This is a genomic window from Aerococcus sp. UMB1112A (genome assembly GCF_030230715.1).
In the GTDB taxonomy this organism is placed as follows: Bacteria; Bacillota; Bacilli; order Lactobacillales; family Aerococcaceae; genus Aerococcus.
Genome location: NZ_JASPDS010000001.1, coordinates 1 through 25,873 on the forward strand (window position 1 = coordinate 1; position 25,873 = coordinate 25,873).

28 protein-coding genes are annotated in these 25,873 nt (G+C 48.3%); 2 read left to right on the forward strand and 26 right to left on the reverse strand.

All coding sequences use genetic code 11. From position 1 onward, the window contains the following. Positions 1-437: 437 nt before the first annotated feature. From QP860_RS00005 to QP860_RS00105, 21 genes are all read right to left on the reverse strand, one after another. Positions 438-1,256: a hypothetical protein gene (locus QP860_RS00005; protein WP_070619466.1), complete on the reverse strand. Its 819-nt coding sequence runs from the start codon at positions 1,254-1,256 to the stop codon at positions 438-440. A 4-nt stretch (positions 1,257-1,260) separates the two neighbouring features. Continuing rightward, positions 1,261-2,202 carry a tyrosine recombinase XerC gene (xerC, locus tag QP860_RS00010; RefSeq protein WP_070619784.1) on the reverse strand — a complete coding sequence of 314 codons (942 nt, stop codon included), beginning with the start codon at positions 2,200-2,202 and terminating at the stop codon, positions 1,261-1,263. A 160-nt stretch (positions 2,203-2,362) separates the two neighbouring features. Beyond that, positions 2,363-4,432 carry a type I DNA topoisomerase gene (gene topA, locus QP860_RS00015; protein ID WP_070619468.1) on the reverse strand — a complete coding sequence of 690 codons (2,070 nt, stop codon included), beginning with the start codon at positions 4,430-4,432 and terminating at the stop codon, positions 2,363-2,365. A 181-nt stretch (positions 4,433-4,613) separates the two neighbouring features. After that, positions 4,614-5,459, reverse strand: a complete 846-nt coding sequence (dprA, locus tag QP860_RS00020; RefSeq protein WP_083294399.1) for a DNA-processing protein DprA — start codon at positions 5,457-5,459, stop codon at positions 4,614-4,616. 63 nt (positions 5,460-5,522) lie between these two features. Beyond that, entirely contained in the window at positions 5,523-6,299 is a 777-nt protein-coding gene (gene rnhB / locus QP860_RS00025) for a ribonuclease HII (protein ID WP_070619475.1), read from the reverse strand. Then, complete coding sequence (gene ylqF / locus QP860_RS00030) at positions 6,292-7,170, reverse strand: ribosome biogenesis GTPase YlqF (protein ID WP_070619479.1); 879 nt, start codon at positions 7,168-7,170, stop codon at positions 6,292-6,294. The genes rnhB and ylqF overlap by 8 nt, the downstream gene beginning before the upstream one ends. 59 nt (positions 7,171-7,229) lie before the next feature. Then, a complete protein-coding gene (lepB, locus tag QP860_RS00035; protein ID WP_070619482.1) occupies positions 7,230-7,778 on the reverse strand; it encodes a signal peptidase I in 549 nt (182 codons plus the stop codon). 15 nt (positions 7,779-7,793) lie between these two features. Beyond that, positions 7,794-9,290, reverse strand: a complete 1,497-nt coding sequence (locus tag QP860_RS00040; protein ID WP_070619485.1) for a S41 family peptidase — start codon at positions 9,288-9,290, stop codon at positions 7,794-7,796. 13 nt (positions 9,291-9,303) lie between these two features. Beyond that, entirely contained in the window at positions 9,304-9,531 is a 228-nt protein-coding gene (locus tag QP860_RS00045; protein ID WP_070619489.1) for a YozE family protein, read from the reverse strand. A 12-nt stretch (positions 9,532-9,543) separates the two neighbouring features. Next, a complete protein-coding gene (locus QP860_RS00050; protein ID WP_070619491.1) occupies positions 9,544-10,164 on the reverse strand; it encodes a DUF2140 family protein in 621 nt (206 codons plus the stop codon). Beyond that, on the reverse strand, positions 10,164-10,661 hold the full coding sequence (locus QP860_RS00055; protein ID WP_070619494.1) for a dihydrofolate reductase: 498 nt from the start codon (positions 10,659-10,661) through the stop codon (positions 10,164-10,166). Before QP860_RS00055 ends, QP860_RS00050 begins: the two co-directional genes overlap by 1 nt. Positions 10,662-10,692: 31 nt before the next feature. Continuing rightward, complete coding sequence (locus QP860_RS00060) at positions 10,693-11,637, reverse strand: thymidylate synthase (RefSeq protein ID WP_070619498.1); 945 nt, start codon at positions 11,635-11,637, stop codon at positions 10,693-10,695. An 11-nt stretch (positions 11,638-11,648) separates the two neighbouring features. Then, positions 11,649-13,556 carry an ABC-F family ATP-binding cassette domain-containing protein gene (locus QP860_RS00065; RefSeq protein ID WP_070619501.1) on the reverse strand — a complete coding sequence of 636 codons (1,908 nt, stop codon included), beginning with the start codon at positions 13,554-13,556 and terminating at the stop codon, positions 11,649-11,651. Between the two features lie 554 nt (positions 13,557-14,110). Continuing rightward, a complete protein-coding gene (gene nrdF / locus QP860_RS00070) occupies positions 14,111-15,151 on the reverse strand; it encodes a class 1b ribonucleoside-diphosphate reductase subunit beta (protein WP_284878747.1) in 1,041 nt (346 codons plus the stop codon). Positions 15,152-15,261: 110 nt separating this feature from the next. Beyond that, complete coding sequence (gene nrdE / locus QP860_RS00075) at positions 15,262-17,439, reverse strand: class 1b ribonucleoside-diphosphate reductase subunit alpha (RefSeq protein WP_284912006.1); 2,178 nt, start codon at positions 17,437-17,439, stop codon at positions 15,262-15,264. Next, on the reverse strand, positions 17,405-17,797 hold the full coding sequence (gene nrdI, locus QP860_RS00080) for a class Ib ribonucleoside-diphosphate reductase assembly flavoprotein NrdI (RefSeq protein ID WP_067976252.1): 393 nt from the start codon (positions 17,795-17,797) through the stop codon (positions 17,405-17,407). The genes nrdE and nrdI overlap by 35 nt, the downstream gene beginning before the upstream one ends. 190 nt (positions 17,798-17,987) lie before the next feature. Further along, positions 17,988-18,287 carry an ArsR/SmtB family transcription factor gene (locus QP860_RS00085; RefSeq protein ID WP_067976255.1) on the reverse strand — a complete coding sequence of 100 codons (300 nt, stop codon included), beginning with the start codon at positions 18,285-18,287 and terminating at the stop codon, positions 17,988-17,990. Between the two features lie 77 nt (positions 18,288-18,364). Then, on the reverse strand, positions 18,365-19,231 hold the full coding sequence (locus QP860_RS00090; protein WP_284912007.1) for an SIR2 family NAD-dependent protein deacylase: 867 nt from the start codon (positions 19,229-19,231) through the stop codon (positions 18,365-18,367). Beyond that, complete coding sequence (locus QP860_RS00095) at positions 19,224-19,997, reverse strand: protein-ADP-ribose hydrolase (RefSeq protein ID WP_284912008.1); 774 nt, start codon at positions 19,995-19,997, stop codon at positions 19,224-19,226. The genes QP860_RS00090 and QP860_RS00095 overlap by 8 nt, the downstream gene beginning before the upstream one ends. Positions 19,998-20,194: 197 nt before the next feature. Next, on the reverse strand, positions 20,195-20,527 hold the full coding sequence (locus QP860_RS00100) for a glycine cleavage system H family protein (RefSeq protein WP_070619515.1): 333 nt from the start codon (positions 20,525-20,527) through the stop codon (positions 20,195-20,197). 74 nt (positions 20,528-20,601) lie between these two features. Continuing rightward, complete coding sequence (locus QP860_RS00105) at positions 20,602-21,612, reverse strand: LLM class flavin-dependent oxidoreductase (RefSeq protein WP_070619518.1); 1,011 nt, start codon at positions 21,610-21,612, stop codon at positions 20,602-20,604. A gap of 224 nt (positions 21,613-21,836) precedes the next feature. Between QP860_RS00105 and nth the strand changes: the two genes are divergently transcribed. Continuing rightward, positions 21,837-22,472: an endonuclease III gene (gene nth, locus QP860_RS00110; protein ID WP_070619521.1), complete on the forward strand. Its 636-nt coding sequence runs from the start codon at positions 21,837-21,839 to the stop codon at positions 22,470-22,472. Between the two features lie 69 nt (positions 22,473-22,541). On the opposite strand, the gene QP860_RS00115 is transcribed toward nth, so the two are convergent. Continuing rightward, positions 22,542-23,030, reverse strand: coding sequence for a ComE operon protein 2 (locus tag QP860_RS00115; RefSeq protein ID WP_067976265.1), 489 nt, complete (start codon positions 23,028-23,030; stop codon positions 22,542-22,544). A gap of 70 nt (positions 23,031-23,100) precedes the next feature. Further along, entirely contained in the window at positions 23,101-23,385 is a 285-nt protein-coding gene (locus tag QP860_RS00120; RefSeq protein ID WP_070619525.1) for a DUF503 domain-containing protein, read from the reverse strand. 35 nt (positions 23,386-23,420) lie between these two features. Here QP860_RS00120 and QP860_RS00125 point away from each other — a divergent pair, with 35 nt between their 5' ends. Then, a complete protein-coding gene (locus QP860_RS00125; RefSeq protein ID WP_070619528.1) occupies positions 23,421-23,984 on the forward strand; it encodes a 5-formyltetrahydrofolate cyclo-ligase in 564 nt (187 codons plus the stop codon). Here the strand turns inward: QP860_RS00125 and QP860_RS00130 are convergent. From QP860_RS00130 to QP860_RS00140, 3 genes are read right to left on the reverse strand one after another with little or no spacing between them, the layout of a single operon-like run. Beyond that, positions 23,981-24,445, reverse strand: a complete 465-nt coding sequence (locus QP860_RS00130) for an NUDIX domain-containing protein (protein WP_083294401.1) — start codon at positions 24,443-24,445, stop codon at positions 23,981-23,983. The two genes, QP860_RS00125 and QP860_RS00130, sit on opposite strands and share 4 nt — an antisense overlap. Before the next feature lie 13 nt (positions 24,446-24,458). Continuing rightward, a complete protein-coding gene (gene ybaK, locus QP860_RS00135) occupies positions 24,459-24,947 on the reverse strand; it encodes a Cys-tRNA(Pro) deacylase (RefSeq protein WP_284912009.1) in 489 nt (162 codons plus the stop codon). Continuing rightward, on the reverse strand, positions 24,948-25,814 hold the full coding sequence (locus QP860_RS00140) for an NAD(P)H-hydrate dehydratase (RefSeq protein ID WP_284912010.1): 867 nt from the start codon (positions 25,812-25,814) through the stop codon (positions 24,948-24,950). Positions 25,815-25,873: the final 59 nt, after the last annotated feature.

The following is a 25,873-nucleotide window of genomic DNA, read 5'->3' on the forward strand; positions in this document are numbered from 1 at the left end:
TCTAATTTCCTAAACACGAGCTCGCAGCTCAACATACTTAAACCAAAATTAAAAACAAGAGTGAAAGAATCCGTTTTGCGTTTCGGGCTCGTAGCCCCTCAGGGTTTGTCCGGATTCTTCTTTCACATATACTATATCTGAAAAACAGAAATAGCTCGAAGATAAATCCGTCGATTTACCTTCGAGCTAATCTTAGTATGTTTGCTTGTTCATGGCTAACGATCACTTTCAAGCTCCACTCTTGATCAAAAATAGCTGATGTAAAAAATAGTACTTGAAATATTAAAACTTAAAATGAGAAGTCTTAAAATTTAAGCGACCGATGGATGATCTATTAAGGATCTCCCATCGGTCGTGAACTAGCTGGTAGAGCTAGCTTTATATAAGAGGAACTGGAGTTTTTCCGGCTCCTCTTTTTCTTTATCGTATCGTCTTGCTTAGCGCTCTTCTTGGTCTAAGGTTTCCTGGATCAGATGGAGGTTCTCTTCGGTGTAGAGGTCGATAAAGGTGCCCTTAGTGCCAAGTGACTGGGAGGAGAGGATATTGGCGGATTCCATCTTGCGGATGCCGTTAACAATGATGGACCGGGTCAGACCCTCTTTTTCCGCTAAACGTGAGGCAGTGAAGCGGAAGCTAGGCTCGGTTTTATCCTTTAAGATTGTCCGCATAGCAGCCAATTCGGAGAAGCTCAAGGAAGCCACTGCCTTTTTGGCCATCAGTCGGTTCTTTTGTTGGCGGTCTTCTTGCTGGTGAAGGAGGTTTTCAATTTCAATAGCCAGGATCGTCGCAACATATTCTCCTAGGATCATATCACCGGCATCAAAGGCATGTTTTTTACGTGCTAGGATCAGATAGCCCAATCCCCGCCCATGGCCGATAATCGGAATAATCGTCGTCTTACCATTAGGAAAATTGGCCGCATATTCATTGGCAAAAATAGTACGTTCATCTTCAACGGGGATATTGGTCAGGGTAACGGTAAGTTCTTGGACCCGCTTCATGTAATTGGGGTCTAATTGCTTCTCTTCCATCATTTGATGGGTCCGAGCACTGTTAATGTCATCAAAGATAGACAAATAACCGAGCAGCTGGCCTTCGTAATTTAATAGGTAGGCATTGACTGCGAGAATTTCAGAGATTTCTTCAACTAAACGCTGGAAAGGAAAATCGCTGCCCTTGTCTTCTGAAATAATATCTTCGGTTTGAACGACACGTTTAACTTGGCGAATTTTATCTAATACTTCCTGAATTTCCATAATCTTAATCCTCCTGAGATGATCGGTTTGAATTGTCCCCTTGGCGCTGGGCCCGCGGGTGAAAAGTCATATAATTCTGACGTAGGCTTTCCTTAGAAAGATGGGTGTAGATTTGGGTAGTGGAGAGGCTGGAGTGGCCCAGTAGCTCCTGGACAGTCCGAATATCTGCTCCATGGTTCAATAAATGGGTGGCAAAGGAGTGGCGGAGTTTGTGGGGGTGGATGGCCAGCTGGGAGGCACTCCGTTTGACAATCTGCTTGAGAATGTAGGCAATCCCCTCACGGCTGAGCCCCTGTCCCTTGTAGTTAACAAAAACGAGCTGGTGGTCTTCGCCAGACTTAGCTAGGAGCTCTTGGCGTCCCTCAACTAGATAGGTCTGTAAAGCCTCCTTACAAGGCCCACCGAACGGCACATAGCGGTCCTTGCCCCCCTTACCGTGGAGGAGCACGACCATGGCGTCCAAGTCAACTTGGTCTAAGCTAAGTTCCGTGCATTCACTAACCCGGGCGCCTGTTGCATAAAGAAATTCGAGAAGAGCTCGGTCCCTCTGCTGGAGTGCTTCAGGACCTTGGACGGCTTCGAATAGAGCGAGCAGCTCCTCCTCATAAAAAAAGTCCGGCAGGTGCAAGCCTTGCTTGGGCGAATGAACATATTGAAAAGGATTGTTATCGACCCAACCGGATTCTTGGAAGAAAGTAAAAGCAGACCTTAAACTACTCAAACGTCTGGCAAGCGATGACTTGGCCAGGTCCTTTTTTTGTAATTGGAATAAATAGCGGCGGATATCTTGATAAGTCAAATCTTTTAAATCGTTTACATTTGCTTCCGATAGAAAGTCCGCAAATTCCTCAAGGTCATGCTGGTAGGCTAGGAGCGTTTCTTCACTATAGTGTCTTTCATTTTTAAGATAGTTTAGGAAGGCTTTTCCTTTTGCTGTCAACTCGATGGCACTCACCCTCTTTTACCTAAATATTATAACACAAACAAAGAGATAAAATCATCCAAAGTCGGAAATTGATTTTATCTCTTCGAATAAATAGTTTTTAATTTATTTTGCTATAGCAAAAAAGTGATTAAGAGGCAGAACTAGAAACTGGGGAGAAATTCTAATTATCCCCTTTTTGCTCGCTTTCTTGGTAGTCGCATTGGCTACATTTGACTTGTTTACTCCCCCGCTTTTTCTTTTCAACGAGGTAGTTTTGGCAAACTGGACACTGCCGACCAATGGGCTTGTCCCAAGAAGCAAAGTCGCAGTCAGGATAGCGGCTACAGCCGTAGAAAATACGGTTCTTTTTCGATTTCCGCTCAATAACTTGGCCTTCTTGGCACTTAGGACAGTCAACACCAATTTCCTTGACAATGGCCTTAGTATTCCGACAGTCAGGGAAGTTAGAGCAAGCGTAGAATTTGCCATAGCGTCCCAATTTAATCACCATGGGATGGCCACATTTTTCGCAGTCGAAACCAGCGGGCTCATCTTTGATGACAATTTTTTCAATTTTTTCCTCAGCGTTTTCCAAGTCCTTGGCGAAGGGTTGGTAGAAGCGGTCGATGACTTCCACCCACTCTTCCTTGCCCTCTTCAATCTTATCCAGCTCATTTTCTAGGCTGGCCGTGAAGTTCACGTCAACAATGTCTGGGAAATAAGTGGCAACAAGTTGGTTGACGATTTCACCGAGCTCGGTCGGCTCAAAGCGCCGAGCTTCGATCTTAACATAGTAGCGTTTGATCAGGGTTTCAATAGTTGGTGAATAGGTCGATGGCCGCCCGACGCCGTTTTCTTCCAAGGTTTGGATGAGGCTAGCTTCCGTATAGCGGGCTGGAGGTTGGGTAAAGTGTTGCTTAGGATCTAAGCTGACACTCTTTACAGTATCCCCATTAGCTAAGTCAGGGAGCGGATTATCCTTTTCCTTTTTCTCAGCGTAGACTTTTTGATAACCTTCAAATTTGATTTGTGAACCTGTTGCCCGGAAAGAAACTTCTCCTTGGACAATGTCGCAGCCTACTGTGTCATAGATAGCAGGCGCCATTTGACTGGCCATAAACCGGCACCAGATAAGGCTGTAGAGCTTGTACTGGTCCTTGGTCAGGTAAGATTCGATGGACTGAGGGGTCCGGTCGGGAGCTGAAGGACGAATGGCTTCGTGAGCGTCTTGGGCATTGCTGTTTTTGGCCTTGTTTTGCCCTTGCTTACCCAGGTATTCCTTACCGTAAGTGTTAGTGATAAAGTCACTAGCCCCTTCTTTGGCGACATCAGCGACCCGGGTGGAGTCGGTACGCATGTAGGTAATCAGACCAACGCTTCCCTTGCCAATATTAATCCCTTCATATAATTGTTGGGCGATCATCATGGTCTTCCGGGTCCGGAATTTAAGCCGCTTAGAAGCTTCTTGTTGGAGCGAAGACGTGGTGAAAGGTTTTTGTGGCTTTCTTTGCCGTTCCTTCTTAGTCAGGTTGGCAATGGTGAATTCATCTGATGTGATGTGGGCCATCAACTGGTCAACATCTTGCTTGTTCTTTAGATCGAGCTTTTTGCCTTTGAATTTAGAAGCATTGGCTTTAAACTTTTCTCGGCCCTTCTTAAATTCCCCGTCAATAGACCAGTATTCTTCTGGTTTGAAATTGCGAATTTCCTTTTCACGTTCAATGATTAAGTGTAAAGCGACCGATTGAACCCGTCCAGCAGACAGTCCTTTTTTGACTTTGGACCAGAGAATCGGTGACAGGCTATAGCCCACCAAGCGGTCGAGGATCCGGCGCGCCTGTTGGGCATCTACCAGGTCATTGTCGATCGGCCGGGCGTGCTTGAAGGCCTCCTTGACGGCTTCCTTGGTAATTTCATTATAGGTCACCCGGATTTTATCCTTAGGGTCTAGGCCTAGAATATAGGCCAGGTGCCAGGCAATAGCCTCCCCTTCCCGGTCCGGGTCGGAAGCCAGATAAATTTTTTCTGCTTTTTTCGCGTATTTCTTCAATTCTTTAATAATGGGGCCCTTGCCCCGAATGGTAATATAGTAAGGATCATACTCATTTTCGATATCGATCCCCATCTTACTCTTAGGAAGGTCCCGCAAGTGGCCCTTACTTGCGACCACTTTGTAATTTCTGCCTAAATATTTTTCAATGGTTTTCGCCTTAGTCGGTGATTCCACAATGACAAGGTACTTATAAGCCAAAAGAATAACTCCTTTCGAATTTACCCGACAGGATAATAAGAAGATGCTGGAAAAGGCTGAAGTGTCGGATAAGCTGTCAAATTGATTCTCATATTATGCCATTCAAGATTCTTTGTCAAATATAAAATGATGGCAAGAGAAAAAAATTGCTTAAATTGTCCCTTATTATAGTAGAAATGATTCAAAAAAGATGGCTATACTCTTCCAGGATATCTTGACTGGTCAAAATCAGCTTAGCCCCTGCCTGGATCAATTCATTGGTCCCCCGAGAGAGCGGCTGGTTGATGGGACCAGGTACGGCAAAGACATCTCGGTTAGCCTGCAAGGCATAATTCGCTGTAATCAAAGATCCACTCTTATGCCCCGCTTCGACTACTAGGCAGGCGGCAGAAAGGCCCGCGATAATTTCATTGCGGTAAGGAAAGTGCCAGCGCTTGGCACCCGCATGGTAAGGCAGGGCCGAAACCAGCAAGTGGTCGCGTGCAATTTGACTTTGCAGCTTGGCATGGTTGTCTGGATAAACTTGACCCAAGCCAGTCCCGATAACCGCAATGGTTTTCCCTTGCTCTTCCATAGCTATCTGATGAGATACGCAATCAATTCCATTTGCCAATCCGCTAACAATGACTAATTTCTTAGCGACTTCTGGTAGGAAACTTTCTAGTGCTTCTTGGCCATAAGCCGTCATTTTACGGCTACCAACTACCGCTAGGGCTAGGCGTTTTAATAAAGTAAGGTCTCCCTGGCAGAAGAGGACAAGGGCTGGTTTATGGGTTTCTACAAGTCCCTCAGGATAGGCAGCGTCTCCTAGGACAAGGGGCACGACCCCCTCTTTTTGGTAGAGGTCTTGGAAATAGGCCGGTGGGTAGTGGGCGGTAAAGTCTTGCCATTTGTTATAGTGTTTGGCTGGGATCTTCACTCTTTCTCGGTCAGGATCCTGTAATAACCGCAGGCGCTCGCTATAGGGAATGAGGCCCGATTCAGTCAGGTAAATCACTTGCTGGCGGCGGCTTAGCTTGTTAAACATCTTATCAACTCCTTCATTCATATATAAACGAAAGAGAGCCCAGTTCATCAAGTGATTTATTCATTAAATAAAATCTTTAACCGGTGCAAAGCTTTTGCGGTGGATGGGACAAGGGCCGTACTTGGCTAGGGCCTCTAAGTGGACCTTAGTTCCGTAGCCTGCATGTTGGTCGAAACCATATTCAGGATAAAGATCGGCATAGTCTGCCATGAGACGGTCCCGGTACTCCTTGGCATAGATCGAAGCCGCAGCAATGGAATAAATTCGCGCATCGCCTTTGATAATCGCCTCTTGGGGCTGGCTGATTCCCGGTATAGTTACCGCATCAACTAGGACGTAGGAAGCCTGGGGTTGGAGCTGGTTAACAGAAGCCGCCATCGCTTCCTTAGTCGCCTGGAGGATATTAATGTGGTCAATGCGATCAGCGGGACTGAAGGCAATCTCGCAGGCCAGGGCATACTTATCGATATCAGCAACCAAGCCCTGGCGCTTCTTATGGGAGAGCTGCTTGGAATCATTGAAGTAAACAGCTGGCATATCTGGGGGCAAAATGACTGCGCAAGTGACAACTGGCCCAGCCAGGGGTCCCCGCCCCACTTCGTCAACGCCAGCAATATAGGCATAGCCCTGGGCCCTCAGCTGGTCTTCATAGGCTCTCAACTCTTGGATCGCTGCTCCTTCTTCTTGGGCCCGGTCGATGCGGCGCTGGTAAGTCTTGAGGACCTGCTGGACCCCCTTGCGCTCGTCTTGGCTATAGGGAGCCAGATCTTCCGGCCTCAGGTTCGCTCCCTTGGCTTGGAGTCGGTCCTTAATAGCTTGGATGCTCTCGCGCTTAGTCATTATCAGCTGCCTCCTGAGCCATTTGATAGTCCGCCACTCGGTCCAAGGTCAGCCGGCTAATGGCTCCATCTTGGAAATCCTTGATGATTTTTTCTGAGGCTCGGTCATAATCATCTAAGAAGCCCATCTTTTCCGTTAGGGTCATGAGGAGTTCCGGATAAGGAGGGTGAACCTGGTCGGCTGCAATGGGATACTTGGCCTCGATGACACCGGGATAATAGTCCATGAGGAAGGCTAAAGCATAGAGGGCGATGTCATCGTTGTAGTAATGGGTCTGCTTAATCGCTGTACAGAGGGCTAGACGCGTCCCTACTTCTGGGTCTTCAAACTTAGGCCAGAGGATACCCGGCGTATCTAATAGTTCAAAATCCTTATCAATTCGAATCCATTGTTGGCCCTTAGTGACACCGGGCTTATTCCCAACTTGGGCCTTTTTCTTTTGGGTAAACTGGTTGATAAAGGTGGACTTACCTACATTGGGGATCCCCACAATCATGAGGCGGACCGCTTGGTGTTTGACTCCCTTGGCCTGCCACTTGTCCCGCACTGGAGCTGTCCAGTCGTAGAGCTTTTTCTTAAAGCGTTTCATTTCCTTGGGGTTTTTACTGTTTAAGGCGCAAGCCTGGCTGCCATCTTCTTGGTTGAGCAGGTCTAGCCAAGCCTGGGTTTCTTCTTTATCGGCTAGGTCTGCTTTGTTAAGGACAATGATCCGGGGCTTGTCTTGGATAATCTGATCGATCATCGGGTTCTTACTGCTTTCGGGCACCCGGGCATCCCTGAGTTCGATCACATAATCGACTTGGCTCAGGTGGTTTTGAACCTCTTTCTTGGCTTTGGCCATATGTCCAGGATACCATTGAATTGTTGCCATCTTCTTTCACTCCTTTATAGCTTGTCATTAAAAAGGGAGGCAGGCTGCCTCCTTAAAATTTATTCTTGAATCTTGCCAAAGTCAGATAGGGGCCAGAATCTAAAGTTGGTGGTCCCTTCGACTTGGTCGCTGTGGACGAAGCCAAAATAGCGGCTGTCCTTTGAAACGGGACGGTTGTCACCGAGGACAAAGAATTCTCCTTCAGGTACCGTTTTTTCATTGGTCAATTCTTCGAGGGTGAAGTTCTGGGTCACCAGCTGGCCGGGATTAGCGGCTTTTAAGGGTTCCAGATATTCCTCAGCGACGGGCTCTCCATTCACATAGAGTTGGTTGTCCTGGTATTTAATCGTATCGCCAGCCTTACCAATCACCCGTTTGATGTATTTTTCATTTGGGGCATCGGGGCCCGGGAAGACGACAATATCCCCTCGATCTGGTTCAGCCAAGCGATAGGCGATGGCCATATCCCCATTGTGGAGGGTAGGCGCCATGGAGTCACCCGAAATATTAATCGGGAAGGCAATGTATTTTTGCACCCCTAAAACTAGGACAACCGCAATGAGAATTGGGAGGATAAAAGAAATTACTTCATTAAAAAATCGTTTCATCAATTTGCCTTCTTTCTAAGCTTGCGCCAAGACGTCAATGGCCTTATCCAACTGGCTATCATTGGCTTTAATCTTCTCTTGCATCTTTTGGGTTAAACGCAGGGCGGTTTCTCCGTCCACTTCCCCTGTGGCCTTCAAGCCGGTTTCTTCCTGGACGGTTTGAACCGCTTCAACGGTGTCTTGGTCGTAACGGCTGCTTACCTGGTCTTCGCTGAGATAACCCAAGCTATGGAGGATCTTTTGAATATTGAGGACGGCTTCAGATTGCTGGCCCGCCTTGTAGTGCTGGCTCGTATCAATTAGGGTCAGTTTAGCATAGTCTGGCAGGCTTTGCTCAATATCTGGCTGGATGCCCTTCTCATTGATCCAAGTGCCGTCAGGGGTCAGCCATTTCGCTACAGTGACCTTCATCTTCCCATTCTTATCAAGGGGGAAGACAGTCTGCACGGAGCCCTTACCATAAGAATTCTGGCCCACGACCGGCACTTGACCGCTCTGTTGGAGGGCGCCGGCTAGGATTTCACTCGCACTGGCCGAGCCTTCGTCGATTAAGACAACGAGAGGAGCTTGGATCTTAAAGTCGCCCAAGTCTTGGCTATTGGCCTGGTAGACTTGCTCTTCCCCCTGGTTGTCTTCCACCCTCAAAATGGTCTGCCCATCTTCGAGGAAGATATTGGCAACCTTCAAAACAGAAGGCAGGAGGCCACCAGGATTACCCCGCACATCTAAGACGAATTTTTTAGCGCCCTGCTTTTGCAGGTCCTTGAGGCTTTGAACAAGTTCGTCGTAGGTCGTTTCTGAGAATTCGGAGATTTGGATATGGCCGACGTCAGGTGCTTGGTCCATAAGACGGGCATGGACGGTTTCGATAGGGATTTCATCCCGCTTCACCTTGACCGTCTGCTCTTGGTCCCCCCGCTTAATCTTCAGCTCGACCTCTGTCCCCTTCTCGCCACGGATCAACTTAACCGCTTCCTCAGTAGACAAGCCCTTGGTTGACTTGCCATCGACTTCGAGGATGATATCATTAGCCTGTAAGCCAGCTTTTTCAGCGGGTGAATCCTTGATGGGGCTGATAATCGTAAGCCAGCCATTCTCGGTGGTGACTTGGGCGCCAATCCCTTCAAAACTACCCTTGATGGTTTCATCCAAACTCTCTGAAGCAGCACCGGTCAAATAAGCGGTATAGGGATCACCTACACTATCTGCCATTCCCGCCATAGCGCCATTCACGGCTTCCCCCTTCTTAACTTCTCCAATATATTGGTCGTTCAAGATTTGGTAGCCATACTGGAGCTTGCGCAGGTCCGCAGCCGATAGGGCCCGGTCTGAAGATAGCAGCTCCCAGGGTAAACGGCCTGTGGTATAGGTATTGGTTCCTAGGATACCCAGGACCAGTCCAACTGACAGGCAGAGAACGCCCTGGCCGACTCTTTTTTTGCCCAGCTTGCCTGTATTTTTAGGGCTTGCTTTAGCTTGGTCACTTGTTTGCGTGTATTTATCTTCCTGCATGTGAGCCTACTTTCTAACCTTGTTCATAGTCATAGGCCTGCCATAAGTCATCAAAACATGAAATGTAATCGGCATAGTCACTATGGCCTTCAATATAGCGGCTGATTTCATCGAATTCCTTACTGTCGCGGGGAAAATCCAGGTCGCGATAAACTAGGTCAGCAAAAGCTTCCTTCTGGTCGCTCTCTAGACTGCCCCGCCCTCTAAATCGTTCCACATAGCGATAAAATGAAAGTGACATCGTCTTCCTCCTCTACTGGCCTTGTCGGTAAGCTTCTATTTGTTCTACAGCATAAGGCAAAGGCAGAGAAAAGGCAAGTTTGATCTGATTATTAGGCAGGTCAATCGCTTGCGCTGCGATAGCGACTTGTCCTTTTGCTGAAACTTGGTCGAGGCGGACAATTAGACGCTCCTGGTCCCTATCCACACTGAGTGGCACATGGTCGGGAATGAGCCGGCTAAAGAGCGCTAGACTAGTTCCAACGGGCAAGTCCAATCCTTCTACTTCAATCGCTTCGATGGCAAGACCAATATTCCCGTCATTCTGGGCTTCTGCCTGGGCACGAATCTCATAAGACAGTCCTTGTCCTAAGATCTCAAATTGGCCTAATAAATGGACCTGATCGTCCAAGTGGAGGCGGTAAGGCACCTGGTCGCCAGCTAGGAGGGCCTGCATGAGAACGTTGAAGCTCTCCCTAGTGAGCTGGGTTTCAGCTTGGATGGTCTCTTCCGTTTGGGCTAGCTCTCCCTGGTCAACCGGTTCATAAGAGGGCCGGATACTAGAGAGGACAAGGATGACGCCAAGTACCAGAGCCAGGACTAAGCCGAGGAGAATAAAGAAGGCCCGGCGCCAGCCATTGCTTTGTCTTGTCATCACTTAACCTCCCGTCGGTAAAAAATAAAACGATGCGGGTAAGGATTCTTATCGTCAACTGCGCCCTTGATTTCCGCATAGCTGTAGAAATCACTGAGGTCGGGATCCATGACCGTATCCCCTGCCACGGCATGGTCGATATAAGTTACCCGTAATTCATCTAAATAAGGCCAGAAGCTTTGGTAAATCTGCTTACCGCCGATAATATAGACATCTTCCTTCTTGGCGAGTTCTAGAATTGGATCGATAGCATGGATGAGATCAACAGAGGCGCTATCGCCATTGATTGCTATCGATTCTGAACGAGTCAGGATATAGGTCTGTCGATCAGGCAGAGGCTTAGAGCCCATGCCCTCAAATGTTTTTCGGCCGAGAACAATTTTATGGTACATGGTTTGGGAACGAAAGAATTGAAAATCATTGGGCAGGTGCCAGGGCATCTTCTGATCTTTACCGATGACACCATTGCGGGCCTGGGCCCAAACGGCAATTAACATCTTATCTCTCCTTCAACGTTAAAGCATGACATTAAACAGCAACAGGGGCCTTGATAGCAGGGTAAGGGTCGTAGCCCTGGACGAAGATATCTTCAGTCGCAAGCTCATCCATCGGGGCTTCTCCTTGAATGACAAGTTCGGGCAAGGGACGGGGCTCGCGCGACAACTGTTCCTTGACTTGGTCTAAGTGGTTCTTGTAGATATGCACATCACCAAAACTATGGACGAAATCCCCCACACCGAGTCCCACCTCCCGGGCTAAAAGATGGGTCAATAAAGCATAAGAGGCGATATTAAAAGGAACACCCAGGAAGACATCGGCACTCCGCTGGTAGAGCTGGCAGCTCAATTTCCCATCTTGGACATAGAACTGGCTCAAAGTATGGCAGGGAGGCAGGGCCATGTCTGGCACATCTTCAGGATTCCAAGCGCTGAGGATCATCCGCCTTGAATCTGGCGTATGTCGCAATTGGTCGAGGAGGATGGCGATTTGGTCGATTTCCCCGCCATCCCGGGTCTCCCAGTGCCGCCACTGTTTACCGTATACCGCACCGAGATTGCCATATTGAGCCGCAAAATCATCGTCTTCAAGCATGAGCTGGCGGAACTTAGCCATTTCTTCTTTATAAACTGCCGCGAAGTCTGGATCGCTTTCAGCTCGCAGACCAAAATCAGTCATATCCGGTCCTTGGTAGGCCTCGCTTTCCACCCAATTCTTAAAGGCCCACTCGTCCCAGATATGGTTATTATGCTCGAGTAAGAAGCGGATATTGGTATCCCCTCTTAAAAACCAGAGGAGTTCGCTCTTAATTAAACCAAAAGCGACTTTTTTGGTTGTCAGAAGTGGAAAGCCCTCATTTAAGTCAAAGCGCATCTGGTAGCCGAAAGTCGACAGGGTCCCTACCCCTGTTCGGTCATCCTTAAAGCTCCCCTTATCTAAAATATGTTGCAATAAATCTAAATATTGTTTGGCCATTGTGTCACTCCCTAATAAGTTTTTTCACTGAGATAATCCCAATACGTCATTTGGTCTAAAAGTTCAGCTTCGGTGGTCTCTTTTTCTTTTTGTAAGTCGGCTAATTTCCCATAGTCTGCTCCATTGGCCAACATCTCTTCATCAATGCTTTGGAGTTTGTCTTCTAGTTGACTAATCACCGTTTCGATCTGTTCCCAATCCTTTTTCTCTTGGTAGGTCATCCGGTTTTTGTGGCCTGGCTCCTTTTGTTTTTGAGCTTCTGCTGGCTCCTTGGGTGTTTTTTTGGTCTGGGCTTCCGTCTTGGCCTTATCCGCTGCCTTAAGCTCTTCTTGATAGTCGCTATAGGAACCGAAGAAGATGTCCACCTCATGATTATCATCGATGGCCAAGAGTTTGTCGACTACCTTGTCGAGGAAGTAACGGTCGTGGCTGACAGTAAGAACTGCGCCTGGAAAATCTTCTAAATAATCTTCCAGAATCGTCAGGGTCTGGATATCCAGGTCATTGGTCGGCTCGTCTAAGAATAAGACATTGGGCCGGGCCATGAGGATACGCAAGAGATAAAGCCGCTTCTTCTCGCCCCCTGACAGGGATGAAATCTTCACCCCATGCATGGACCGGTCAAAGAGGAAGGTTTCGAGCATTTGGGAGGCACTGAGGGTCTTCCCATCCCGGTAAACATAGTCTTCCGCCTCTTCTTGGATATAAGAAATGACCCGCTTGTCTTCGGGCAAATCGACAGGTACTTGTTGGAAGTAGCCGATTTTTACCGTCTCTCCAATCACAACCTGGCCGAACAAAGGAGGCAAGAGGCCAGCGATGGTGTTCATCAGACTGGTCTTTCCTGCCCCGTTCTCCCCTATAATACCGATTCGGTCCCGGTTCTGGACTAGGAGCTCTAAGTTTTTGACCAGGGGAGCATCTGGCTCATAACCAACTGTTAAATCCTGGCATTCGATGACCTTCTTACCCAAGCGTTCTTGGTCAAAGTCGAAGCTGAGCTTCTGGTCAGGCCCCCGTTGGCCTTTCACTTGGCCTTCCAAGTCCTCAAAGCGGTTAATCCGAGCCTGTTGCTTAGTCGTTCGAGCCTTGGCACCTGTCCGCATCCAGGCTAACTCCTTCTTATAGAGTTGCTTTTGTTTGCGGGCCGTCTCACGTTCTTGCTCGTCCTCGATGGCCTTCTTCTCCAGGTAAGCCTGATAATTGCCTTCGTATTCGCGCAAGTTCCCATGGTCCAAGGCAAAAATACGCCCCACTACCCGGTCCAGGAAGTAACGGTCGTGGGTAATCAAGAGGACCGACCCCTTATAATTAGCTAAATACTTCTCCAACCAGGCAACCATCTCAAAGTCCAGGTGGTTGGTCGGTTCATCGAGAAGGAGGAGGTCCGGTTCTTCAATCAAGGCCTTGGCTAGGCCAATCCGCTTACGCTGTCCCCCGCTCAGCTGACGGATGGTTAGGGAGCTATCCGTAAAACCTAACTGATTGAGGACGGTATGGATGGTGGTATCTAATTGCCAGCCATCTTCCGCATTCATAGCCTCTTCCGCCTGGCTAAAGGCAGCTTGGAAGTCTTTATCCTGGGGCGACTGCGCGAGACGATGGGCCGCTTCCTGGTAACGGGCGACAATTTGGACCAAGTGGCTCTCTGAATCATAGACGGCTTCGAAGATCGTGAGGTCTTCATCAAAATCTTCCTCTTGGCTAACCATGGTGACTTTGAAATCTTTGGGGTGTTCCATTTCCCCGCTGTCCAGGCTGTCCACGCCTGCTAAAATACGCATTAAAGTACTTTTTCCTGAGCCGTTGGTTCCAATCAAGCCCACATGGTCCCCACCCCGAATAAGGAAGGAGACATCTGTTAACAGGGGTTTCGCCCCATAAGTTTTATACCAATTTAAGGCCTTGAAATCTTTCATCTATTTCATCGACTCCTTTAAAGTTACTTACATCCTTATAGTTTATCATAAGTTCGGGACTAGGAAGGAAAAATTTTATAAAAGTCCAGGCATGATTAGCCTTTAATACTTCCCTTTCTCCTGCATCCTCCCTCACCCTTTTTAGTCGGGTTCGCAAGAGCAGCTTTGGAGTGCTTTCGCAAGTCGGAAACATGCAAGCTTTGCTTGCCCTTATTCCGACTTACTCCAAGCATCCAAAGCTAAACGCTCTTGCTCACACCCCAGTCGGGTTCGCAGTTGCAGACTTGAAGTGACTTCACCCAATCGGAACGATCGGCTAAAGCCGCTCTTTTCCGTTTGGGCTCCAGTCATTCAAGTCTGGGCGCAACTGCTCTCACCCTGTATAGTCGGGTTCGAGGATGCAGAAAGGGCTCCTCTTCGTAAAAGTCCCTCGAAGGCTTGCAGCCTTCTCAGCCCTTTTACTCCAGAGCTCCCTTTCTCCCGCATCCTCTCACACCCTTTTTAAACAAAAGAGACCGCGGTTTGATCTTAACCACGATCTCTTAAAGTGTCAATTATTTGCCTTCCTCTTGGGCCTTTTTGCGGGCAGCTTTTTTCGCCTTACGGTAGGCCATACGTTGTTCGCGGCGGGCAGAGGTGGACCACTTGGAGTAGTCTTCGTCTTCCATGGCTTGGACTTCACCTAATAGGTAGCCGTTGCCGACTTGGGAGAAGAAGTCATGATTAGACGTTCCTGTTGAAATCCCATTCATGACGATCGGGTTGACGTCTTCCGCTGTATCTGGGAAGAGCGGGTCAAAGCCTAGGTTCTGCAGGGCCTTATTAGCATTGTAGCGGACGAAAATATTAACATCCTCTGTCCAACCAATTTGGTCATAGACGGCTGAGGTATACTTCATTTCGTTTTCATATAGGTCGTAGAGGAGCTCGAAGGTCCAATTCTTCAACTCTTCTTGTTCTTCTTCGGACAGTTCATTATACCCTAATTGGAACTTGTAGCCAATATAGGTGCCGTGGACGGACTCATCACGCAAGATCAGCTTGATAATTTCCGCCACATTAGGCAGTTTGCTGTTGCCTAAGTACCAGAGGGGCGCATAGAAACCGGAATAGAAGAGGAAGGATTCCAGTAAGACGCTGGCTGCCTTCTTCTGTAGGCCCGTCCCTGTCCGGTAAACTTGGTTGATCTTTTTCGCCTTATATTGGATCAGTTCATTCTCATTGGTCCAGTCAAAAATCTTATCGATTTCAGACGTGGTATTAAGCGTGATAAAGATCGTGGAATAAGACTTAGCGTGAACAGACTCCATGAAGTGGATATTTGAGAAGACGGCACGCTCTTGCTGGGTCCGAGCGTCTGGTAAGAGGACTAAGGCGCCCTCTTCTGATTGGAGGGTATCCAGGAGGGTTAAGCCCCCGAAGACCTTGTCGACCACATCTTGCTCAGCAGCAGACAGCCGACGCCAGTCATCCAGGTCGTTGGAGACGGGGATCCGGGTGTCCAGCCAGAATTGTTCCGTAAGCTTCTCCCAGGTCAGCTTGTCGACCATGTCTTCAATGCTGTCCCAGTTAATGGCCTTGTAGTATTTACCCAGGTCCGGGTCAGCTTGGTCCGTCCCATCCCACAAGTTTTGTTGCCAATTATCTTTTGAATTTATATAGAGATTGTTATCAATTTGTCCCATTTTGACCTCCTTAACTGTTCTTAAATAGAGCAGGATTCACAGTAATTGCTGCCGATTTCATCGCCATCGTCGGTAAAGGTTCGGATATAGTAGATGGACTTGATACCCTGATTCCAAGCATAATTGCGCAAGATATTTAAGTCCCGCGTGGTTAGCTTATGGTCATCTGGATCTTTCCAAGGATAGAGGCCGGAAGGAATGTCTGAGCGCATGAAGAGGGTCATGGACATACCTTGGTCCACATGCTCTTGGGCGGCAGCATAAACGTCGATCACCTTCCGCATATCCAGGTCATAGGCGGACTCATAGTATTGGATATTGTCATTGGAGAGCTGGGGGGCTGGGTAATAGGTCTTCCCAGTCTTCTTTTCTTGCCGCTCTTCAATTAGACGGATAATCGGCTGCAAGCTAGCGCTGGTTTCATTGACATAGGAAATGGAACCTGTTGGCGCAACAGCTAGACGATAAGCGTGGTAGAGACCATCCCGCATCACGTCATCGCGCAAGGCTTGCCAGTCTTCCTTGCTTGGTAGCGGTACCTTAGCCATGATTTGAGCCACTTTATCGGATTCATAATGGAAGTCTTCTTCGATATATGGCTCGAAGTAAGACCCATCCGCATAAGCGGAGTTTTCGAAGTTGGCGAAGCGTTGGCCACGCTCAGCTGCAATCTTATGGCTGGCTTTGAGGGACCAGTAGTTGAGGGCGTAGAAATAAGCCTCCGTTAATTCGAGCGATTCATCTGACCCGTAATAAATGTGGTTGATGGCAAAGAGGGTATGGAGCCCCATAGCCCCTAGACCAATGGTGTGGTACATCTGGTTGCCGTTTTGGATGGATGGGACGGCCTCAATATCGGTGCTGTCGGTCACAAAGGTCAGCCCTCGAACAGCTGTTTCTACAGATCGAGCAAAGTCATCCGACTCGACCATGTTCACCATATTGGTTGATCCTAAGTTACAGGAAATATCGGTGCCTAAGTGGTCATAGAGCTGCTCATCATTAATCTTCGAAGGTTCTTGGATCTGTAAAATTTCTGAGCATAGGTTGGACATCACAATCGTTCCATCGATAGGGTTGGCTTCATTGGCCGTATCGATATTAACAATATAAGGGTAGCCAGATTCTTGTTGGAGTTTGGAAATTTCATTCTCTAATTCCCGAGCCCGGATCCGATACTTGCGGACCTCTGGATGGTGAACAAGTTGGTCATACTCCTCTGTAATATTGACATAGGAGAAAGGCTTGCCATAAATCCGTTCCACATCGTAGGGGCTGAAGAGGTACATGTCATCATCAGCTGCTACGAGTTCATAGAATTTGTCTGGAACCGTAATGCCTAGGGATAAGGTCTTCACCCGAATTTTTTCATCCGCATTCTCCTTCTTGGTGGAGAGGAAGCGGACAATATCAGGATGGAAGACATTCAGGTAAACCACTCCGGCTCCGTTTCTTTGCCCTAATTGGTTAGCATAGCTGAAGCAGTCTTCAAATAATTTCATAACGTGAACGACCCCTGAAGCCGCATTTTCAATCTTCTTGATGGGAGCCCCTTCTTCACGGAGGTTGCTGAGGTTGATTCCTACCCCTCCCCCGCGCTTGGAGAGTTGTAAGGCGGAATTGATGCCCCGGCCGATCGAATTCATGTCATCGGTTAGTTGGATCAGGAAACAAGAGACCATCTCCCCCCGGCGCTTACGTCCGGCATTGAGGAAGGTTGGGGTTGCAGGCTGGAAGCGCTGGGAGAGGATCTCATCACAGAGCTTACGAGCCAGGTCTTCATCCCCGTCGGCTAGGTAGAGGGCATTATAAACGACCCGGTCCTCATAGCGTTCCAAATAGCGTTCGCCATCATCGGTCTTCATGGCATACTGGGTATAGAACTTATAGGCCCCCATGAAGGATCGGAAGCGGAACTTACGGTCATAGGCGTCCTGCATCAGTTGGTAGATAAAGTTCCGGTCATACTTGTTGATGAAACTTTCATCCAGGTAGTCATGGTCAATCAGGTAGCGGATCTTCTCTTCGAAGGTATAGAAGAAAACTGTATTAGGGTTGACATGCTCCAAGAAAAAAGCCCGGACAGCTTCTTTATCTTTTTCGAGCGGGATCTTGTTATCGATTGGAATATTTAATTCGTTGTTTAACTTATAGTAGGTAATTTCATTTGGTTCGTTGGATACTTGTGGATTCTTCAATTTCTTTCGCCAACTCCTTTACTTTTTCTACATCGTGGGAATTGCCCATAAATTCAAAGGTGTGTAAGAGGGGCAGGTCATAGTCCATAGCCAGATCTTTTGCGGTGAAGCAGAAGAGGTCATTAAAATTCAGATTACCTCCTCCAATGACGCCCTGGCAATAGGACAGGTTGTCCCCTGTTTCAATGAAATCATTCATGATATCAGTCACTTCGATTTCGTAAGTGGGAACAATCATAAGATAGGGTTGGTCCACCGTGGTAAAAGCATTGTGGTCTGTGATTTCTAGCGAAGGCAAGCCGAGCTTTTCAACAAAGCGGCGGGTATTGCCTACCAGAGACATGTAGACGATTAACATCAAATCCCTCCTTTTTCAATAGTCCTATCATACGTCAGGAGCTCTTTGAAATTCAAGTTAATCAACTCCATATCTTGAATTCTAATTTAATTCTCACACAAGATATAGTATGACATGGGGAATCAGCCCCAAAATAAAAATAAGGGCCAAAAGAAAAAACACAGATCTTGTATCTCTTGCCCCTTATCCTTTATTCTTCACACATATGTTCAATGGCCTGACTGATGATTTCATAGACGTGGTCGTCGGCCTGGCTGTAATAAACTGACCGCTTGTCCCGTCTGGATTTTAACAGCTTGCTTTCTCTGAGGACCTGTAGTTGGTGGGAAATGGCTGATTGCTCCATATCGAGCGCTTGCGCAATTTCCGTCACGTTCAATTCACGTCCCTTAAGTAGGTAAAGGATGGAGAAGCGTGTTTGGTCCCCAATCACCTTAAAAAACTTGGTCACCTGCTGTTTCACTTCAGGACTTAATTCAGATTTTTCCATAGCACCGCCTCCTCAAATCGTAATCATTCTTATTTTATACGATAAAAGTGATTGATACAATACCTTTTCCCTTCTTCTTACATATTGGCGAAAGTTTGGGCTAAGTCATCACTCAAACGCAGGCTCTGGTCAGCCAGTTCGGACGGAATATGATAGGGTTTCTGGTTCATCATCACATAGAGGGCTTGTGGATTATCCAGGGTTTCTTCTTGGAAGGGTTCGCGGATCAATTCAGGAGTAGTATGGCCGATACCAATCTCCAAGTAAAGCACCTTTTTCCCTTCATTGGCAGCTAAGAAGTCCGTATAAGCCGCTTCTTGTTCATGCCAATGGGCGTCCTCGACCATGCCTCGGACTGTGTCACGCTTGTTAATTTCCAGGGGTGCCCCACAATTTGGGCAGTAAGGAATCAGTTCGCTAGGTACCTTCATATCTTCTTGACGGTCAACCATCTCGCGGATCATATCATCATCGCGGTAGGTCACATCCTGGCACTGCTTGGAACATTGGAAGAGGACGTACTTGCCCTGGTAGTAGAAAACCTTATCCAGGTCAAAGCACGCTGCTTCAAAGGCATTATCCGCATTGGAGGTAATGATGTGGTAGTTTTTATCTGCTAGGAGATCTTTTAATTTGAGATAGGAAGCCCCAGCTTCTTGGTCTAAGCCGTTAAGTTTAACAAAGCGACTCTGGAAGGCCCAGTACTCTTCTAAGGACTCAAAATCATTTAAAAAAGCTTGGAGCATGTCAAAAAGTCCATATTTAGCGATAAAGTCAGGAAAATTCTCCTTAAAACGAGGGCCCACATAGGTAAAACCATCCGCAGCTGACATCCCTGCTCCAATTCCGATCACCAGAGCCTCGGCTCCCTTAAAGAGCTCAGCCAGTAATTCTGATTCGGACTTTTCTTCTGCGCCCTGGAGCGCTTTCCAAATTTTATTCATCGTTTTCCTCCCCTAATAGTTGACGGTAAATCTGGGCATCCTCATCGCTAAAAACATTGAAGATGACCTTGAGTCGAGATGGGTGCTCATCTAGGTAAGCAGTCACCGTATGAATGGCAATCTGGGCAGCTTCTTCTCTTGGAAAGGCAAACTGCCCCGTGGCAATGCAAGGGAAGGCGATACAGTCTAGTCCTTCCCGCTCAGCGACTTCTAAGCAAGACCGGTAGCACTTGGCCAGGAGCTGACGGCGGATAGGCGTCACTCGACCATCTTGGATCACAGGGCCTACCGTATGGATTATGTAGCGACTGGGTAAGTGGTGGGCGGACGTTAGCTTGGCCTTGCCGGCAGCTTCCAAGCGCCCCTGTTTAGCCATCAGGTCTTGGCATTCTAAACGCAAGGCAGTCCCAGCATAGCTATGGATGACATTATCGATGCAGGCATGACCAGGAATGAAGCAACCCAAGAGTTGAGAATTGGCGGCATTGACAATCCCATCCACTGCTAACTGGCAAATATCCCCTTGCCAGAGAGCTAAGGGCCCCCAAGTCTCAGCCATGTCCGTCCAGTCATAATGCGGCTTGGCCTGGTTAATGACATCGAGCACCTGGCCTTCCGCCTCCAGGTAGTCTGAGCTGATGGGTTGTGCTGGCCGGGTATTGACTAGGCTACGGTATTGGTCAAAACTTGGTAAAGCAGGGTCCAAGTCAAAATCCGGACGTTCGGCCTGGAGATACTTAATCAAAGCTGGCAAACTGGCTTCCATAAAAGTCCCCTCCTCTTCTTCAATCAGTAAAGGGGCAAGGTGAAGGCCCCGCCACCTCATAAATCGTTAATATGCAAAAGCTAATCCAAAAGTCAACCCTGGCATCCACTTCCAAAATGGCTAGACGATTGTCTAAGAGCAATCCGCCAGCATTTCTTCTCGTAGTCCAGGGTTTAACGACTTTTATCATAGGCTAATTAGGCGTCTTCTAAGCCCGCAAAGGCTTCTTCATCAACATCTGTTAATTTAAGCAACCAATTTTCTTCTGACTTGGCTGAGTTTAAGAGTTCCGCTTGGTCTTCAGCCGCCGTATTCTTTTCTACGACCTTACCAGCTAATGGACTTTGGATTTCCATCACGGTTTTTGAAGCCTCGATATTGGCGATAGGGTCATCTTTTTCTAAGTGGTCTTCGCTAGTGAATTCAACGAAGCCAACGGTGCCGACATCATCTTGTAGTTCAGGGGTCATAGAAACGACATAATTAGCGCCGTCTTTTTCGATAAATAAGAAATTTGCACGTTTTTTCATTCTAATACCTCCAAGTTAAAACTTACTTTATCATGATAACATATTTTCCCAAATAATGGGACCCTTTGCCTGCTTTACTTGATCAGGGCCTCAGCTAGCAACTCTAAGCTCTTGGTCCGGTTATCAAAGCCGGGCACTAAGGGAATCAAAAGGGCCTCATCGGCGTTTAAGCGGCGGTTCCAATCGGCGATTTCGGCGCTTACCTGGTCAATTCCTCCCGTAATCATGCGCTTGCGGTTCTCCTTCATGGCCTGGCTTTGGTCCGCTGTTGCTTCAAAGGACTGGCTGCTAGCGATGGAGGGAAAACGGTCATAATAGCGGAAATTATCTTGACCCAAGAGCCACCAGTCCAAAGCTTGAGCTAGGTCTTCGGCATGGTCAGGGTCGTCTGCCACGGCGACAAAGGCGGCATACATCACCCGGGGCTCGGCTGTTGCCTTGGAGGGCTTGAAGTTATCCCGGTAAGCAGCCACCGCCTCTTCCGCAATTTCTAAGACATTATCCCGGGCAAAGGGGAAGATCCCAAAGCAATAGGCAAGCCCCAAGCGTCCCGCTAATTTGGCATTGTTTACGCTTGAGGAGAGGATCCACATCTCTAAATCTTCTCCGATTGTCGGATTGGCCTTGAGATCATTGAAGCGGTGGTCGGTCTGGTCCTCATCAGTCATATACTTATAGAGGTCCTTGATGGCCTGTTCGTAAGAGAGCTCCCCTTCTTGATATTCATTCATCACCTTGGCAATTTGGGGCACGCTCTTATTGTTACCGAAGCCTAAATCAATCCGCCCCGGATGGTAGGCCGCTAAGACCTTGAAATTTTCCGCAACCTTGTAGGGACTGTAATGAGGAAGCATCACGCCACCTGACCCAATATGAATGCTTTTGGTCCGGTCCGCCAGGCGCATCATAATCACTTCCGGGCTAGAGGAAGCGAAGGCGGGGATATTGTGGTGTTCAGCCACCCAGAAGCGTTGATAGCCCAAGTCTTCAGCTAGCTCGGCCAATTCTTCCGTATGGGCTAAGGCCTCAACCGCACTCTCCCCTTCATCCATTACTGCATAGTCTAAGATACTATATTCCGTCATCTCGGAACTCCTTTCTTTAACCAACATGTCTTTCTTCTAATTTATGACGAAAGCGAATACATGTCAATTTTTGCCAAGGGTCTTTCCTCAAAAAATTCTTCTTTGGACTAGAAAAGCTTGGTATTTATACATTTATTGTTCATATAAAAGTACAATAATTGAATAGCAACCGTTTTCTTTAAAACTATGATAAAATAAGAGCAACTCGTTAAAGGAGGTGTACTATGTTAACTGACCAATGTGCCCGTCAGGTTCTAAGAGAGATTATTGCCCTCTATCCTGACGTGGAAACCGCCCTTGATTATCAAAATCCTTTTGAATTATTGGTAGCTGTGATCCTGAGCGCCCAGACAACAGACGTCCAGGTCAATAAGGTCACCCCTGCCCTCTTTGCGGCCTATCCTGATCCAGAAAGCCTAAGCCAGGCGAAGGAAGATGATGTGGCGGACTATATCAACCGGATTGGCCTCTACCGCAACAAATCCAAATACCTGGTCGCCTGCGCCAAGATGCTGGTGGAAGATTTTGATGGGAAGGTGCCCCAGAACCGTAAAGACCTGGAGAAACTGCCAGGTGTCGGACGGAAAACTGCCAATGTCGTCTTAAGTATTGCCTTTGATATCCCTGCCTTTGCGGTGGATACCCATGTGACCCGGGTCTGCAAGCACCACGGGATCGTCGCCCAAGATGCCAGTGTCAGAGAGATTGAGGACCGGGTGACCAGCCTCTTGGACCCTAGTGAGTGGACCCAGGCCCACCAAGCCTTGATCTACTTTGGCCGCAATATCTGCCATCCCAAAAATCCTGACTGCCGGGACTATCCCCAACTCTACCAATGCCTAGATGAAAAAAATGCATAAGAAAGGTGAATGGCCTCGCCTGGATGCATATAAAGCCAGGCATTTCCTCACAATAAAAGCAGCCAGCCCTTAGTCTGTCTGCTTGAGATTTTTTTGGTGTTGCTGGCCCACTTCCTTAAAGAAGCCCTCTTCGAGCTGGACTTCCTGGTAGGCGATTCCCGCTTGGTCCAGGAGATGGAGGGCATAAGGATGGTTGTGGTAGTTATACAAGTAATAGATCTTCGAAATGCCAGCCTGGATGATGGCCTTGCTGCACTGGAGGCAGGGGAAGTGGGAGACGTAGATTTCAGCCCCAGCTGTCGGAGCCCCGAATTTGGCGCACTGGAGTAAGGCGTTCATCTCGGCGTGGATGGTTCGCACACAGTGGCCGTCTTCCATATAACAGCCTTCATCGAGGCAGTGGACCTCACCGGAAACGGAGCCGTTATAGCCTCCCGAAATAATCCGCTTGTCTCGAACGATAACGGCGCCCACCATTAAACGCTGGCAGGTTGAGCGCATGGATAGCATTAGGCTCTGCGCCAGGAAGTATTGGTCCCAAGGGATGCGGTTACTCATGATTTTTTCTCCTTTTCTCTTATGAGCGTGTGACAAAAGTCATTAGGCCTGAATCAGCAGAAACTTTTTTCTAGACCCCTTCATACCAGTCACAGGCGACGATTTCAATAGGATAGGTCATTTCGACTTCTTCTTTTAACTGGAGGAGGCGGTTGCGAGTCTTACTGTAAGTATTAGATACTAAAGCAAAGCCCAGACTCATGAAGTGGTGGTCATCTAAGTGAGCAATTTCAGCAGCTGATACCCCATAGTTTCGCTGGCAGCGTTGAATGATACTCTTGATCAATCGCCGCTTGTCTTTGAGTGACTGGATGCCGGATAAGCGACAGGTCAATTCAAAAGCTAGTACGTACATTGTGATCCTTTCTAGAATTAACAGGAGGTTATTTTATGTTAAGCAAAAAAGAACTGCGTAAAGCCGTCAAAGCCAAACGTCAAGAACTGAGTCCCGAATACTATGCTTCGGCCAGTCAGAAAATTACGAACCGCCTCATTAAAAGCGAGACCTACCAAGAGGCCCAATGCATCTTCACCTTCCTGACCATGCCCCGGGAATTTGATACCGAAGCGCTCATCCGTCAGGCCTGGCAGGATGGGAAAACCATTGTCGTTCCCCGGGTGGAAAGTATGGGGCAGATGAGCCTACGCCGCTATGACCAAGGCGATGAACTGATTATGAGTAACTTAAATATCGAAGAACCCAGCCCCGAAGCGGAGATTGTTCCTCTTGAAAACATTGACTGGGTAACCCTGCCCTGCATGACCTGCAATCCTAAAGGCGAACGCTTAGGCTATGGGGGCGGCTTCTATGATCGCTTCTTGGCCCAATACCAAGGGAAGATCAGTCTCCCCTACTTCGAGGAATTAATGGTGGACGAAATACCTATGGCCCCCCACGACCACCTAGTCCCCCATATCGTTACGGAAAAGGCTGAATACTTCCCTGGCCGCTAGTCTTCGTAAGCGTCGAAGTCCACTTCCACATAGGTCTGACCTGTCCTTAAGGCCTCTAAAGCGAGCTTGCGGTCCTTGACCAAGGGGCTAGGCAGGTCGTCCAAGGGGAACCAGTCTAAAGCGTCATGCTTTTGCGCTTCCAAGATGTGAGGCTGGCCTTGAAAATGCTGGCTGGTAAAGAAAATATTATAATAAGTCGTGTCTTGGCTAATGCGATTGTGGCTGAGGAGGACAAAGTCGAGATCATCGACATGAAGGTCGATGCCGATTTCTTCTTTGGCTTCCCTCACAATGGCTTGGCGGACACTTTCAGCTGCTTCAACATGACCACTAATGAGGTCCCATTGTTGGGGCAGCATTTTTGTATTGGCCCGGTGCTGGAGGAGGACTTCCCTTTGTCCTTCGCACTCGCGTGTTAGGATGAGGATGCCCGCACTGGGCGATAGATGATGGTTTGACATAGTTTCCCTCTTTCTATTCATCGCAGCTAAGCGCATGGAATTCCGCCTGAACTAAGCTGGCCAAGTCCCTAGGCGCAAGGCCCAACTGGAAGCCACGCTTGCCGGCACTGACATAAATCATATCATAAGCTAGGCTAGATTGGTCAATATAGGTTGGAAAGAGCTGTTTCATGCCAACTGGCGAACAGCCCCCGCGAACATAGCCGGTCACTTTGAGCAGATCCTGTAAGGGTAAAAGTTCCAATTTCTTGACACCAGCAATCCGGGCACAGTGCTTGAGGTCCAATTCTTCTAGAATCGGAAGGACAAAGACATAGTGGTCCCGAGGATTGGCCTGGCAGACAATGGTCTTATACATCTGCTCAGCCGGCAGGTCGGAATGCTTGGCGGCGTCCCGTCCCGACAGGTGGTTTTCATCGTAGTCGTATTCATGCTGTTCATAAGTTATCCCCGCTTGTTCGACCATGCGGATAGCATTAGTTTTCTTATGTTTCTTTCCCATTTAGACTCCCTTCTTCCGACTTAAATCCCGCATAAAGACTGATAAGCCCGCCGCAATGGCGCTGGGCCGGACCACATAATGGTCCTGGTAAATCTGGTCAGCCAGGGCGCTGTGGCAGTAAAGGGCACTCAAGATAGCCCCTGCCAAGTCATCCTGACTCTGGCCGATAAAGGCAGCCATCATACCAGCCAGGGTATCCCCCGACCCGCCGACCGCCATGCCAGGATTACCGCAAGTGTTCTGGTAATAGGCAGTCTGGCCCGGCAGGTAGACTTGGCTGGCCTCACTCTTCTTAACCAAATAGACTTGGTAGCGGTCGCACCAGGCCTGGACGCTGACTGGATCGGCCTTGGGCTCGGAAGTCCCATAGAGCCGAGCCCATTCGCCAGGATGAGGGGTTAGAATCAGCTGCTTAAATTCTTTTAAGCGAGCGACCTGGTCTTTGATATCTGCTGCCAACATGGTTAGGGCATCTCCGTCAATAATAAGGGGCTTGGTCCGGGCTTCTTGGTAGAGAAGCTGGCTGATGCGTCGCCAGCGGTAGAGTGACCGCCCCATACCTGGCCCGACGAGGATAACTTCGCTGCTTTCAAGGGCGGCTTGGACTTGTTTTACGTTTGACCAGTCGACCACCATTAATTCAGGCTGGCTGGCATGGATAGCAGGCACATTCACCGGATCAGTGGCTATCGTGATTAGACCTGCACCCCCGGCTAGGGCCGCTTGACCCGCCATCTGGATAGCGCCCCCCATATTTGCGTTGCCTCCAATTAAGAGCAGGCGCCCATAAGAGCCCTTATAGGACTGACGGGGCCGCTGGGGCAGCCAATCGACCACCCGTTTTTCTGTAATTTTTATGGCTTGCATTGGCTTCAACCCTCCTTGATTTTTTATAAAAGCTATATCTTGTATCTCCTATGATTCTA